Origin of the sequence: Amycolatopsis sp. NPDC051372 (assembly GCF_040682095.1) — a bacterium.
Classification (GTDB): domain Bacteria; phylum Actinomycetota; class Actinomycetes; order Mycobacteriales; family Pseudonocardiaceae; genus Amycolatopsis.
On record NZ_JBFBAF010000001.1, the window covers coordinates 526,605 to 539,400 of the forward strand.

Sequence of the window (12,796 nt, forward strand, 5' to 3'; positions counted from 1 at the left end):
GGCATGCCGGACACACAGTACGAAGACCTGCTCCGCCACGTGCTCGACACGGGCGCCCGTAAGCAGGACCGCACCGGCACCGGCACGCGGTCGATCTTCGGGCACCAGCTGCGCTACCGGCTGGCCGACGGCTTCCCGCTGGTCACCACCAAGAAAGTCCACTTCCGCTCGATCGCCTACGAGCTGCTGTGGTTCCTGCGCGGCGACTCGAACGTCCGCTGGCTGCAGGACAACGGCGTCACGATCTGGGACGAGTGGGCCTCCCCCGAAGGCGACCTCGGTCCGGTCTACGGCGTCCAGTGGCGCTCGTGGCCGACCCCGGACGACGGGCACGTCGACCAGATCAGCGAAGTGCTCAAGACGCTGCGCGAGAACCCCGACTCGCGGCGCATGATCGTGTCCGCGTGGAACGTCGCCGACATCCCGCGCATGGCGCTGCCGCCGTGCCACGCGTTCTTCCAGTTCTACGTCGCCGACGGCGAGCTGTCCTGCCAGCTCTACCAGCGCAGCGCGGACCTGTTTCTCGGTGTGCCGTTCAACATCGCCAGCTACGCCCTGCTCACCCACATGATCGCCGAGCAGGTGGGCCTGCGCGTCGGCGACTTCGTGTGGACCGGCGGAGACTGCCACATCTACGACAACCACGTCGACCAGGTCCGCACGCAGCTCGCGCGCGACGCGCGGCCGTTCCCGACGCTGAGCCTGAAGCCGGCCGACAGCCTGTTCGACTACACCTACGAGCACATCTCGGTCGACGGTTACGACCCCCACCCCGGCATCAAGGCACCGGTGGCGGTGTGATCGGGGTCGAATGGGCGCAGTCGTCCAACGGCGTCATCGGCCGTGACGGCGCGTTGCCGTGGCACCTGCCGGAGGACCTGAAGCACTTCCGCACTTTGACCTCGGGCGCGACCGTGCTGATGGGCCGGCGCACGTGGGAGTCGCTGCCGCCGAGGTTCCGGCCGTTGCCCCGCCGGCGCAACCTCGTACTTTCGCGCACGCCGCAGGAAGGCGTCGAGACGTTCCCCGACCTGGCGCAGGCGTTCGCCGCGGTGTCCGGGGACGTGTGGGTGATGGGCGGCGAGGCGGTGTACCGGGCGGCGCTGCCGTTCGCGGACCGGATCGTGGTCACGGAGATCCAGGAGCACTTCGAGGGCGACACATACGCGCCCCAGGTCGGGCGGCCGCCGGACTCCGCCGGCGAGTGGCAGGAGTCGTCGACGGGGCTGCACTACCGGTTGCTGACCTGGGGCTGAGGTCAGCAACCGGCTCGCTTCAGCAGCGCCGCAGCAGGTCCTCCTCGGTTTCGCGCGGCACGAGCAGCTTCGCGAAGCCGTCGCGCACGCCGATGAGCGGCGGGCGGCCCACGAGGTTGTAGTTCGAAGCCAGCGAGTGGTGGTACGCGCCGGTGCACGGCACGGCCAGCAGGTCGCCGGCGTGCACGTCGTCGGGCAGGCAGACGTCGTCGGCCAGCACGTCACCCGACTCGCAGTGGCGGCCGACCACGGTCATCGGCGTGCGCGCGGCCTTCGTGTGCCGCCCGACGAGGCGCGCGGTGTAGCGGGCGCCGTACAGGGCGGGGCGCGCGTTGTCGCTCATGCCGCCGTCGACGGCGACGAACGTCCGGCTGCCGCGCTTCACCGCGCACACCCGGTACACCGTGATCCCGGCGGGGCCGACGATCGCGCGTCCGGGCTCGATTGTCAATCGGGGCAAGGGAAAGTCGTGCGACGAGCATTCATAGGCCAGCGCGACCCGGAGCCGGCGCGCGTAGCCGTCGAGATCGAACGACGCCTCGCGATCGAGGTACGGCACGGCGTGGCCGCCGCCGAGGTCCAGCTCGCGCAGGGTGACGCCGTACTGGTCGCGCACGCGCACCAGCACCTCCACCATGCGCCGCGCGGCCTCCTCGTACCGGTCGACGCGCGCGACCTGCGAGCCGATGTGGCAGTGCAGCCCGACCAACCTGAGCCCGGGCTGCGCGAGCGCGGCGGCGACGGCGCGGTCCACGTTGTCGCGGACATCCGGGCGCAGCGAGAAGCCGAACTTCTGCCCTTCGGTGCCGGTGGTGATCGCCGCGTGGGTGTCGCCGGAGACGCCGGGCGTCACGCGGATCATGACCTGCTGCGCGCCGTGGGCCAGCGCGCCGAGCTGCTCGATCTCGTCGAGCGAGTCGAGCACGATGCGGCGCACGCCGTACTCCAGCGCGGCCTTGAGGTCTTCGGGGGTTTTCGCGTTGCCGTGCAACAGGATCCGCTCGGAGGGGAAGCCGACGGACCGCGCGACGGCGAGCTCGCCCGCCGAACACGTGTCCAGCGAAAGGCCCTCCTCAGCCATCCAGCGCAGCACGGCGCGCGTACACAGCGCCTTGCTCGCGAAGGCCACTTCGGCCTCGGGCAGGCACGGCGGTAGGCGCGCGCGGTCTCGCGGACCTGGGCCTCGTCGATGAGGTACGCCGGGGTCCCGAACCGGTTGGCCAGGTGGCTCACCGGAGCACCCGCGAAGATCAGCTCACCGCCTTCGCCGAGGCAGGTGCTGCGCGGCCAGAGCCCCGGCTCGAGATGGTCGGCGGCCTCACAACCGAGGCTGGGGAGGAGCTCGCTGAGTGTCACGGTGACCTCCGGACGATGTGCGAATTCGGACACCGTCAGCACACTGCGGTGGTGTTCGATTCGCCCCAGCCGTGAACACCACCCTGACGCTCCGCCCGGCCGCGCTGACACCTTCTTAACGCGCGAGTAACTTCGGCCACATTCCGTTTGACCTGCGAAGAGTCGATTTCTCCCGCCGCGTCCCGTCTCATGGGACATGGTTGAAGAGATGACGGACTTCGCGACCGAAACCGAGACGCACCGCCACGAGCTTCGGGTGCACTGCTACCGGCTGCTGGGTTCCTTCGACGAGGCCGAGGACCTGGTGCAGGAGACGCTGCTGCGCGCGTGGCGCGGCCGCGGCACCTACGACGGCCACGCCGGCCTGCGCGCGTGGCTCTACCGCATCGCGACGAACGCGCGCCTGGATCACCTCGCCGCGCACCCGCGTGAGCTGCCGGTGCTGGACTTGCCGACGGCCGGCGGTTCCGATCTGGCGCCGCGGCCGGACGTCGCGGTGCCGTGGCTGCAGCCGGTGCCCGACGACGTGCTCGGCGAGGTGGTCGCGCGCGAGACGGTGGAGCTGGCTTTCCTCGCGGCGATCCAGCACCTGTCCCCACGCCGTCGGGCGGCGGTGGTGCTGCGTGACGTGCTCGGCTGGTCGGCCCGCGAGACGGCGGCGGCGCTCGAGACGACGCCGGCGTCGATCAACACCGCCGTGCTGCAGGGGCGGGCGTCACTGAAGGAACACCTGCCGCAGCGGCGGACAGAGTGGTCTTCCGACGGCAGCGACGAGGAACTCGCTGTGGTGCGGTATATGGCGGCGTTGGTGGATCACGACGAAGAGGCGTTCGCTTCGTTGTTGCGCGAAGACGTCCGCTGCAGTCACGCCCCGGGCGCCGGCGGGCACGTCGGCGCGGAGCCGACTTGGTACGCGGGCCGAGAGACGGTGCTCGAAGGCTGGGCGCCCGCGTTGCGCGGCCCGGACGCCGTGGCGTTCCATGTGCTGGCAACGCGGGCCAACGGCCTGCCGGCGCTCGCGACCTACGTCCGGCTCGACGGTGCGTTCCGGGCGTTCGGGCTCAACGTGTTGCGAATCGCGTGGGGGAATGTCGCTGAAGTGACAACATTCGCACCGGCGGTGTTCGAGCTGTTCGACTTCCCGCAAACGCTGCCACTCGACTGACGCTGGTCAGCGTCCTCGGTGCTCGGCTTTTTTCGCGGCGCCACACACGCAGCCGCGCTCGGAGTGGCCCGCCGCGGTCGCCGCGCAGTACCTGCGGGCGATCACGTCGTGCTCCTTGAGCGGGTGCGGGCAGCTGGGGCAGGACGTCTCGGGCCGGACCTCCGCCGGGGTCTCGTGTTCGGCGGAGGTCATGACGTGGCCGGCTCCGGCGCGCGCTCGCGCAGGGGAGCGCCGACGGAGTGAAGGTGTTCGAGCACGTAGCCGTAGGAGCGCGCCCAGCCGCACTGGGCGTAGGAAATCCCGTGGCGGGCGCAGAACTCGCGCACGATCACCTGCGCGTGCTTGAGGTTCCCGCGAGCCATGCTCGGGAAGAGGTGGTGCTCGATCTGGTAGTTGAGGCCGCCGAGGGCGAAGTCGACGACAACGCCGCCGCGGATGTTGCGCGACGTCAGCACCTGCTTGCGCAGGAAGTCGAGCTTGTGGCCCGTCACGAGCATTTCCATGCCCTTGTGGTTGGGAGCGAACGAACATCCCATGTACAACCCCCACAGGAACTGGTGTACGACGATGAACACCAGACCCGTCAGCGGTGACAACACGATGAACACCGCGGCCAGGTACGCCACCAGGTGCCCGATCAGCAACGCCGACTCGAGCTTGTGCCGGCGCATGTCACCGGCCCACACCGCGCGAATGCTCGACACGTGCAGGTTGAGGCCTTCGAGCAGCAGCAGCGGGAAGAACAAGAACGCCTGGTACTTCGCCACCCAGCGCAGGAAGCCGCGCTTCTCGTGGCTCTGTGCGCGCGAGAACGCGAGCGCGGCGATGTCGACGTCCGGGTCCTCGTCCTCGTGGTTCGGGTTGGCGTGGTGGCGGGCGTGCGTGGCGATCCACCAGCCGTAGCTGAGCCCGGTGAGTCCACCGTGGACGAGTCCGGTGGCGTCGTTGGCCTTGCGGCTGGAGAAGATCTGCTTGTGGCCGGCGTCGTGGCCGATGAAGGCCAGCTGCGCGAACATCATCGCGAAGAAGGCGGCGAGGAACAGCTGCCACCAGGAGTCGCCGAGGAACACGAACGCCACCCAGCCGCCCGCGAAGGCGGCGAGGTTGAGGCCGATGCGGATTCCGTAGGCGGTACGGCGGCGCTTGAGCAGGCCGGCTGCCTTGACAAGCCGTGAAAGTTCGGAGAAATCGCTTCCGGTGGCGGGTTCCGTGGCGTCGAAAGTGGGCGAAGTTGTCATCGCGACACCGCTCTGGTTCAGGCGAATCGCTTGTCCAGAGACGGATTCCGGCCACGACGGGTCCGGTCCCGGTCCGGGAGAAGGGCGCTGGGGCCTAGGCCGCGGTGGCACCGCAGCCTGACCACACCCTCTCATCCTCGGCTTGCAAAGGCAATTGCCCGCGGGTGTCGGGAAACCTCAAGAAAGTCCCCACGACGAGAGCAGACCGAAAACCTGCTCGCGCTCGGCGGCGGTCAGTCGGCGGCTCGGCGGCCGCACGTCGGGCCGGCAGAGGCCGAGTTGCGACAACGCGTCCTTGACCACGCTGACGTTGTTGGCGTTGCGTTCGGCCGCGCGCATCTGTTCGAACGGCCGGATCAGTTCCCACAACCGCATGGCACCGGCGAAATCGCCCTCGCGCAGCCGCGCGAACAGGTCGAGCGAGACGCGCGGCGCGACGTTCACCAGCCCTGATGTGAACCCCTGCGCGCCGACCGCGAAATAGCCCGGCGCCGAAAGCTCGGCCAGTCCCGCGATCCAGACGAACCGTTCGAGACCGGCGTCACGCGAAACTGTTGCAAAACGCACAGGATCTGACACCGCGTACTTAACACCGATCACATTCGGCGCCGCGTCGGCCAGGCGCGCAAGTTCTTCGCCGTCGATCTCGGGGTTGCGCACATACAGCACCACGCCGATCTCCGGCACGGCCGACGCGATCGCGCGGTGGTACTCGACCCAGCCCTCGCGTGAGACGTACGGGTGCACCGGCTGGTGGATCATCACCAGGTCGGCACCGGTGTCGCGCGCGTGCCGGGCCGCCTTCACGGCCGTGCGCACGCCGTGTCCGACGCCCGCCAGCACACTCGCCTCCCGCGCCGCCTTCACGGTGACCTCGAGGCACAGCCGCGTCTCGTGCTCGTCGAGCGCGTAGAACTCGCCGGTGTTGCCGTTGGGCGTGACCACCTCGACGCCGTTGGTCACCAGCCGCTCGACGAGCCGGCCGTACGTCTCCGCCTCGACCCCGCCGCTCCCGTTGAACGGCGTCACGGGGATCGCGACGACGCCCGCCAACCGCCGTTTCTGCACTTCGAACGCCACTGGTGTGTCCGATCTGATATATGATGTGACGGCGCAGAGGGTACCACGGGGTGGTGGGTCAGGCGTCCTGATCTTCGGGTCGGGCGGTCCGGTAGACCTGCACGGAGACACCCTTGCCGGTCGTGCGATGTTCGACGAGCTCGAGTGCGCGGCGCGGTGTTCCCGGCGGGAACAGCCGTTGTCCTTTTCCCAACACCACGGGGAACACCCACACGCGGTGCTCGTCGACCAGGCCGGCGGCCATCAGCGTCTGGAGCAGATCGCTGCTGCCGTGCACCTGCAACTCCCGCCCGGGCTCGGCCTTGAGCTCGGTCACGGCCCGCACGACGTCGTCGCGCAGGAAGGCCGTGCCCTGCCACGATGAGCGCGTGAGCGTGCGCGAGGCAACGTACTTCGGCAGCGTATTCAGCGGTCCCGCCACCGGGTCGGAGCCGCCGACGGAGGGCCAGTAGCCCGCGAAGATCTCGTACGTGCGGCGCCCGAGAAGGAACGCGTCGGCGCGCGAGAACCAGTCGGCGGTGTACTCGGCCATCACCGCGTCGTAGTACGGCGTGAGCCAGCCGCCGAGGTCGAAACCGCCGCGCGGGTCCTCGGTGGGCGTGCCCGGGCCCTGCACCACGCCGTCGAGGGAGACGAACGTGGTGGCGGTGAGCGTGGTCATGCCATCGACCCGAACGTCGGCGCGCCCGCGGCCGCGTACTCCTGGATCACGACGCCGGTGCTCGTCGCGCTCGTCGACAGCGGGCGCAATGCGAGCGGGTGCGCGCCGGCGGGGAAGAGCGGGTGGCCTTCACCGAGGACGACGGGGAAGACGAGCAGGCGGTACTCGTCGACGAGGTCGTCGAGCTCGGCCACGAGGCTGCCGCTGGCATGGAGCTGCAGCTCGCCGTCGTAGCGGGCCTTCAACCGGCGGATCTCGGCGGCGAGGTCGCCGGTGACGACGTGCCTCGGCAGGTCACCGGTGCTCGGGCAGTAGTCGGCGATGTTCTTGACCTGCAGGAACGCCGACGCCCGGCGCTGCCAGCGGGCCAGTGCCGCGCCCATCTGCGCGTCGACGTGACCCGGTCCGCGCACCACGCCGTCCAGAGTCAGGAACGCCGTGACGATCAGCTTGCCCATCGGTCGTCTCCCTCGTTCGTCGGGTCTTGGTGAACCGTCGAACGAGGGATGCGCCGAATCGACAACTTCTTGTGCGCGGGCTACCAGTTTTTGTGCGGGGTTTTTCAGCCGACGAGGAACGCGGCCAGTTGCTCGACCACGAACGCGTGGTCATCGGCCTGCGGCAGGCCCGAGACGCCGACCGTGCCGACCGGCCCGACGTCCTTGACCAGCACCGGGAACACGCCGCCGTGGGCCGCGTACAGGTCGGGGTCGAGGCGCGAGTCGGCCTCGAAGCTGCTGCCCTTCGCACGGAACTGCGTGCCGACGAGGAACGAGCTGTGCCCGTAGCGGTCGACGACCCGGCTCTTGCGGTCGATCCAGGCGTCGTTGTCGGCCGATGTTCCCGGGAGTGCGGCGTGGAACAACCGCTGTCCGTTTCTGCGCACGGAGATCGTGACGGGCAGGGCGCGTTCGCGCGCCGCGGCGAGCAGGTGCTGGCCGAGCGCGAGGGCGGTCTCGTTGTCGAAGCGGGGAAACACCAGCCGGCTCTCCTGCTCGAGGAGCTCCTGCATGAGCTCGGATTCGGTCGTCATGTCAGATATTAAATCAACACTGTTGTGTAATCGCCACCGTGTTCAGCCGCGGTTCACATTCGGCTGCTTGTCGTCCACCGCGACCTGGGGAAGGCTGCTTGCCGCGCGTGAGGTGGATCTCCGTCACGCACATTCCGGACGAGGAGGTACGGAATGGGCAGGCGGAAGGGCGGCTGAGCCGTCGCTCGGTGCTCGGCGGCGCGGCGGCGGCCGGCATGGCAGGTGCGGCGGCGGGTCTCGGCGGCGGGTCTCGGCGGCGCGTTCGCCGAGGCGGCCGCGGGTCCCCGGCGGCGCGGCAGCCTCGACGACGTCGAGCACGTCGTGGTGCTCATGCAGGAGAACCGGTCGTTCGACCACTACTACGGCACGGCGGCCGGTGTTCGAGGCTTCGGCGACACCGCGACGGTGCGTGACGTGTTCCGCCAGCCCGACGCGAAGCGCACCGACGGAGGCACCTGCTGCCGTTCCACGTCGACACCGCGCTCGTCGACGGCCAGACCTCGGCGACCTCGCGCACGACTGGGCGACCACGCACCAGGCGTGGGCCAACGGCGCCTACGACGCATGGGTCCCGGCGAAGACCGAGGTGACCATGAGCTACTTCAACCGCGAGGACCTGCCGTTCCGCCGGGCGCTCGCGAGCGCGTTCACCTTGTGTGACAACGACTTCTGCTTGCTGCAGGCTCGCCGAGCGGGCCGGCCTGCGCACGCAGTGGTAGGCGGATTCGGGGCAGGACAAGAACGTCGACCACGTGCTGCAGCAGTTCGTGGGCGGACTGCAAGACGGGCACGTTGCCGGCGGTTTCGTGGGTGGTGGCGCCGTACGCGTACTGCGAACACCCGGCCGCGCGGCCGGTCGACGGCGCGGCTTACACGCAGCGCGTGCTGAAGGCGTTATGGGACAACCCGAAGCTGTGGGAGTCCACTGTGGTCCTGATCAACTACGACGAGAACGACGGGTTCTTCGACCACGTCGTGCCGCCGTGCGCTCCGGCCGGGACGCCGGGCGAGCTGCTGCCGGTGAACCAGCCCTCGGGCCCCGGCGGCGTCGGGACGGGCGCACTGGCGCCAATCGGCCTCGGGCCGCGCGTGCCGATGACGGTGATCTCGCCGTGGAGCCGCGGCGGGTTCGTGAACTCGCAGGTCTTCGACCACGTGTCCGTGCTGCGGTTCCTGGAGACGTGGACGGGCGTGCGCGAGCCCAACATCTCGGCGTGGCGCCACGAGATCTGTGGTGACCTGACCAGTTGCTTCGAGTTTTCGCGTCGGGATGTTTCGATCCCCGCGCTGCCGGACGCGACGGCGTTGCGCGCCGAAGCGGACCGGACGCAGACGAAGCTGCCCCAGCCGGCGCCCCCGCTGACGGGGCAGCAGGCCATGCCGGAACAGGAGCACGGAACGGCTCCGGCGCGGGCGTTGCCTTATCAGCCGGTGGCTTTTGTTTCGGTGGGTGCGGGGTCGCTGGCTTTGCAGGCGTCGAATCACGGGGCGGCTGGTTTGCAGTTGGCTTCTTACTCTTATCACGCCGGTTGGGCTTCGCAGCGGTTCGACGTTTCCGGTGGCGGTTCCGCTACGGGGAAGATTGCGTTTTCTGGTTCTTATGATGTCGCGGTTAATGGATTTGTGGTGGAGGCGTCCGGGGATTCGTCGACTTCGGGGGTGGAGGTCGCGGCTGCCATTTCGGGTTCGGCCGCGCACCCGGTTTTCCAGGTTAAGGTGACGAATTCCGCGTCTCGGCCGGCGACATTGACGGTGAAGGGGCACCCCGACTTTGTGGTGGGTGCGCACGGTTCCTGCACGCTTTCTCTTGATGCGCTGGCCGACAATTCCGGCTGGTATGACGTGCGGCTGTCGCTCGTCGGGCACCCGGAGTGGCACCGGCGGTTCGCCGGGCACCTGGAGAACGGGCAGCCGAGCAGGACGGCTTGATCTGGCTGTGCGAGAGGGGGCCGTTCGCTGGGCGAAGGGTCCACTCGTGCGGGCGCTCGCGCATGACTGGACCTGTCGCAGTGCCCGGCGGCGTGACTGGTCCTGTCGCGCGCGGGTTGCGACGCGACTGGACCTGTCGCAGTGCCCGGCGGCGTGACTGGTCCTGTCGCGCGCGGGTTGCGACGCGACGGGACCTGTCGCAGTGCCCGGCAGCGTGACTGGACCTTTCGCGCGCCGGTTTGCGCCCGCGACAGGACCTTTCGCGCACAGCGTGAGGGTGCGACTGGACCTTTCGCACGCAGTGCCAGGGTGCGACCGGGCCTTTCGTGCCCAGCATCCTGGCGCGAGCGGACCACTCGTGCGCTGGCTGAGACGCGACTGGACCGCTCGTGCAGTCGATTGAGTGCGAGCGGTCCGGTCGCGGCGCGCCGAGCGCGGGCGAGGGGACCTTTCGTGCCACAGCAGCGGAGCGAGTGGTCGCTTCGTGCCAGTCTTGACGTCGCGAGGGGACCGTTCGCGCACATGAACCGGCACGACGGGACCGTTCGCCCAGCGAAGTTCCCCTCGTGAGGCCTCAGCCCTCAGCCCTCAGCCCCGCAAAGCGTTCAATGCGAACGCCGCATACATCGCCACCCCAGCCGGCATCGCGGCCTCGTCGAAGACCACCCGGTTCGAGTGGTTCGCGGGTGCGTCCGAGGGCGAGAGCCCCGGCGGGCACGCCCCGAGGAACGCGAACGCCCCCGGAATCCGTTGCAGCACATAAGAAAAGTCCTCCGCCCCCATGATCGGGTGGGGAATCTCCTCGACGTTCTCCTCGCCCAGCACCGTCGCGCCCAGGGCCAGAACCTCGGCGGCCACCCCGGCGTCGTTCACGGTCGGCGGGTAGCCCGGCTCGATGTCGGCCAGGACGCGGCAGCCGTGGGCCGCCCCGATGGACTCGCAGACGCGGGGCAGCTCGGTCCGGACCACGGCGCGCGTGGCTTCCGACAGGGTGCGGATGGTCCCTTCGAGCACAGCGGTCTCGGGGATGATGTTCGTGGTCGTGCCGGCCTCGATTCGGGTCACGGAGATCACGGCGGGGTCGAAGACGCCGATGCGGCGGGTGACCATCGTCTGCAGGGCGCCGACCATCGCGGCCGCCGCGGGGACGGGGTCGATGGCTTCCTGCGGGGCGGACCCGTGGCCGCCGCGGCCGGTGACGTCGACGCGGAAGGTGTCGGCGGACGCCATCATCGCGCCGCCGCGGACCTGGAGTAGGCCGGTGGGCGTGTTGGCCATCATGTGGAGGCCGAAGGCCTGCGAGACGCGCGGGCCGGCGGCGTCGAGCACGCCCTCGTGGATCATGAAGCGCGCGCCGTGGTGGCCTTCCTCGCCGGGCTGGAACATGAAGACCACGGAGCCGGCCAACGAGTCGACGCGCGAGGCCAGCAGGCGGGCGGCGGAGGCGAGCATGGCGACGTGGGTGTCGTGCCCGCAGGCGTGCATGGAGTCGTCGACCTCGGACGAGAACTCGAGGCCGGTGTCCTCGTGCAGCGGCAGCGCGTCCATGTCCCCGCGCAACAGCACGGCCGGGCCCGGGCGCGCGCCGCGCAGCACGGCGGTGAGCGATGTCGTGGAGCGGCCTTCGGTCACGGAAAGCGGCAGGTCGGCGAGGGCCGAACGGATCGCTTCCTGCGTCCGGGGCAGCTGGAGCCCCTGCTCCGGCCGGCGGTGCAGGGCGCGGCGCAACGCGACAGTGCGGTCCTGCAGCTCCCGCGCGGCGTCGAGCAGCCCGTCGAGGCGGGTGTCCGGGAGAGTCGGCAGGTCGGTGGGTCCGGTCATGGCTCGATAGTGGCACCACGGACGCTTCGGGTGCACCGTGCGTGCGCTCGCATCGACGGCGGAATACGGTGTGCGCATGGCGGTGCAAGAGCCGGTCACGGGCTTCGCGATGGCAGTGGTCCGAGAAGACGGTCGGTGGCGGTGCAGTGCGCTCGATCCCGCGGCGCTCACGGAGCTCGACGCGGCGATCACCGAGCTGGGGAAACTTCGCTCGACCGGCGCGGCGTTCGGGCTCCTGGCGGTGGACGACGAGTTCTTCGTGATCGTGCGGCCGAGCCCGCGGGGGCCGTCGCTGCTGTTGTCGGACGCCGCGGCGGCGCTCGACTACGACATCGCCGCGGACGTGCTCGACGTCCTGCGCGTCGATCCTCCCGACGAGGACGACGACGCCGTCTGGCCCGAAGGTGACCTCGACATCCTCGCCGATCTCGGACTGCCGGGCGGCGAGCTTGAAGTTATCGTCGGAGAGGTGGATCTCTACCCCGACGAGCAGCTCCAGATGATCGCCCAGCGCTGCGGCTTCGCGGCCGAGTTCTCGAAACTTCTGGACGAGCTCTGAGACGCCCGGCCGACACCGAAGCCGTGCAGGCGGCGCTCGAAGCCGCGCGCGGTCCAGGCGCCGATGTGCCCATCGGCGCCGTGGTGTTCGGCCCTGACGGAAGGCCACTCGCCGCGGCCCGCAACGCCCGCGTCGAGCTCGGCGACCCCACCGCCCACGCGGAGATCCTCGCCCTGCGCGCGGCCGCCCGCGTCCACGGCGACGGCTGGCGCCTGGAGGGCTGCACGCTCGCCGTGACGTTGGAACCCTGCACGATGTGCGCGGGCGCCCTCGTGCTCGCCCGCGTGGCCCGCCTGGTGTTCGGCGCGTGGGAGCCCAAGACCGGCGCCGTGGCTTCCCTGTGGGACGTCGTGCGCGACCGCCGGCTCAACCACCGCCCCGAAGTCCACGGCGGTGTGCTGGCCGAGGAGTGCGCGGAGCTGCTCGAGACGTACTTCGCCACCCGCCGCCACCCCGCCGACGTCGTGCCTTCGGCCTCCGGTATTGTTCTCGGCGGTGGCGTGTCCGAGCGGCCGAAGGAGCACGACTCGAAATCGTGTGACGGTTAATCCCGTCCGTGGGTTCAAATCCCACCGCCACCGCTCGCGAGTGGGCGAGCTATGTCGACGGAAGGCGTCGAGATAGCTCGCTCTCCGTGTTTTCTGGGGGTGCAACCCCCAGACCCCGCCCGGAGGGCGTTGCCCCCGGACCCCCGTGGT

13 protein-coding genes, 1 tRNA gene and 2 pseudogenes are annotated in these 12,796 nt (G+C 69.8%); 8 read left to right on the forward strand and 8 right to left on the reverse strand.

Features of this window, described 5'->3' with window-relative positions:
• Positions 1-3 precede the first annotated feature (3 nt).
• Positions 4-801, forward strand: a complete 798-nt coding sequence (locus tag AB0M56_RS02405) for a thymidylate synthase (RefSeq protein WP_364170129.1) — start codon at positions 4-6, stop codon at positions 799-801.
• A complete protein-coding gene (locus AB0M56_RS02410) occupies positions 798-1,256 on the forward strand; it encodes a dihydrofolate reductase (RefSeq protein WP_364170132.1) in 459 nt (152 codons plus the stop codon). The genes AB0M56_RS02405 and AB0M56_RS02410 overlap by 4 nt, the downstream gene beginning before the upstream one ends.
• Before the next feature lie 19 nt (positions 1,257-1,275).
• Here the strand turns inward: AB0M56_RS02410 and lysA are convergent.
• Positions 1,276-2,612: pseudogene (lysA, locus tag AB0M56_RS02415) on the reverse strand (diaminopimelate decarboxylase).
• A 208-nt stretch (positions 2,613-2,820) separates the two neighbouring features.
• Between lysA and AB0M56_RS02420 the strand changes: the two are divergent.
• Positions 2,821-3,777: an RNA polymerase subunit sigma-70 gene (locus AB0M56_RS02420; protein ID WP_364170135.1), complete on the forward strand. Its 957-nt coding sequence runs from the start codon at positions 2,821-2,823 to the stop codon at positions 3,775-3,777.
• Positions 3,778-3,783: 6 nt separating this feature from the next.
• Here AB0M56_RS02420 and AB0M56_RS02425 read toward each other — a convergent pair whose 3' ends face one another.
• From AB0M56_RS02425 to AB0M56_RS02450, 6 genes are all read right to left on the reverse strand, one after another.
• Positions 3,784-3,969, reverse strand: a complete 186-nt coding sequence (locus tag AB0M56_RS02425; RefSeq protein ID WP_364170138.1) for an RGCVC family protein — start codon at positions 3,967-3,969, stop codon at positions 3,784-3,786.
• On the reverse strand, positions 3,966-5,015 hold the full coding sequence (locus AB0M56_RS02430) for an acyl-CoA desaturase (protein ID WP_364170141.1): 1,050 nt from the start codon (positions 5,013-5,015) through the stop codon (positions 3,966-3,968). Before AB0M56_RS02430 ends, AB0M56_RS02425 begins: the two co-directional genes overlap by 4 nt.
• A 177-nt stretch (positions 5,016-5,192) precedes the next feature.
• On the reverse strand, positions 5,193-6,095 hold the full coding sequence (locus AB0M56_RS02435; protein ID WP_364170144.1) for a dihydrodipicolinate synthase family protein: 903 nt from the start codon (positions 6,093-6,095) through the stop codon (positions 5,193-5,195).
• Between the two features lie 58 nt (positions 6,096-6,153).
• Positions 6,154-6,756, reverse strand: a complete 603-nt coding sequence (locus AB0M56_RS02440) for a dihydrofolate reductase family protein (RefSeq protein ID WP_364170147.1) — start codon at positions 6,754-6,756, stop codon at positions 6,154-6,156.
• Entirely contained in the window at positions 6,753-7,214 is a 462-nt protein-coding gene (locus tag AB0M56_RS02445; RefSeq protein ID WP_364170150.1) for a dihydrofolate reductase family protein, read from the reverse strand. The genes AB0M56_RS02440 and AB0M56_RS02445 overlap by 4 nt, the downstream gene beginning before the upstream one ends.
• A 104-nt stretch (positions 7,215-7,318) precedes the next feature.
• The gene (locus AB0M56_RS02450; RefSeq protein WP_364170153.1) at positions 7,319-7,789 is read right to left on the reverse strand and encodes a heme-degrading domain-containing protein; all 471 of its coding nucleotides are present in this window, start codon (positions 7,787-7,789) and stop codon (positions 7,319-7,321) included.
• A gap of 409 nt (positions 7,790-8,198) precedes the next feature.
• On the opposite strand from AB0M56_RS02450, the gene AB0M56_RS02455 reads away from it, so the two are divergent.
• Both AB0M56_RS02455 and AB0M56_RS02460 read left to right on the forward strand, forming a co-directional pair.
• Positions 8,199-8,678, forward strand: a complete 480-nt coding sequence (locus AB0M56_RS02455; RefSeq protein WP_364170155.1) for an alkaline phosphatase family protein — start codon at positions 8,199-8,201, stop codon at positions 8,676-8,678.
• Complete coding sequence (locus tag AB0M56_RS02460) at positions 8,582-9,718, forward strand: alkaline phosphatase family protein (protein ID WP_364170158.1); 1,137 nt, start codon at positions 8,582-8,584, stop codon at positions 9,716-9,718. The genes AB0M56_RS02455 and AB0M56_RS02460 overlap by 97 nt, the downstream gene beginning before the upstream one ends.
• Before the next feature lie 588 nt (positions 9,719-10,306).
• Here AB0M56_RS02460 and AB0M56_RS02465 read toward each other — a convergent pair.
• Positions 10,307-11,539 carry a M20 family metallopeptidase gene (locus AB0M56_RS02465; protein ID WP_364170160.1) on the reverse strand — a complete coding sequence of 411 codons (1,233 nt, stop codon included), beginning with the start codon at positions 11,537-11,539 and terminating at the stop codon, positions 10,307-10,309.
• A 76-nt stretch (positions 11,540-11,615) separates the two neighbouring features.
• Here AB0M56_RS02465 and AB0M56_RS02470 point away from each other — a divergent pair, with 76 nt between their 5' ends.
• From AB0M56_RS02470 to AB0M56_RS02480, 3 genes and pseudogenes are all read left to right on the forward strand, one after another.
• Complete coding sequence (locus AB0M56_RS02470) at positions 11,616-12,098, forward strand: tRNA adenosine deaminase-associated protein (protein ID WP_354864834.1); 483 nt, start codon at positions 11,616-11,618, stop codon at positions 12,096-12,098.
• 23 nt (positions 12,099-12,121) lie between these two features.
• Positions 12,122-12,547 (forward strand): annotated as a pseudogene (locus tag AB0M56_RS02475) (nucleoside deaminase); the annotation flags it as partial.
• A gap of 45 nt (positions 12,548-12,592) precedes the next feature.
• Positions 12,593-12,679, forward strand: a tRNA-Ser gene (locus AB0M56_RS02480).
• Positions 12,680-12,796: the final 117 nt, after the last annotated feature.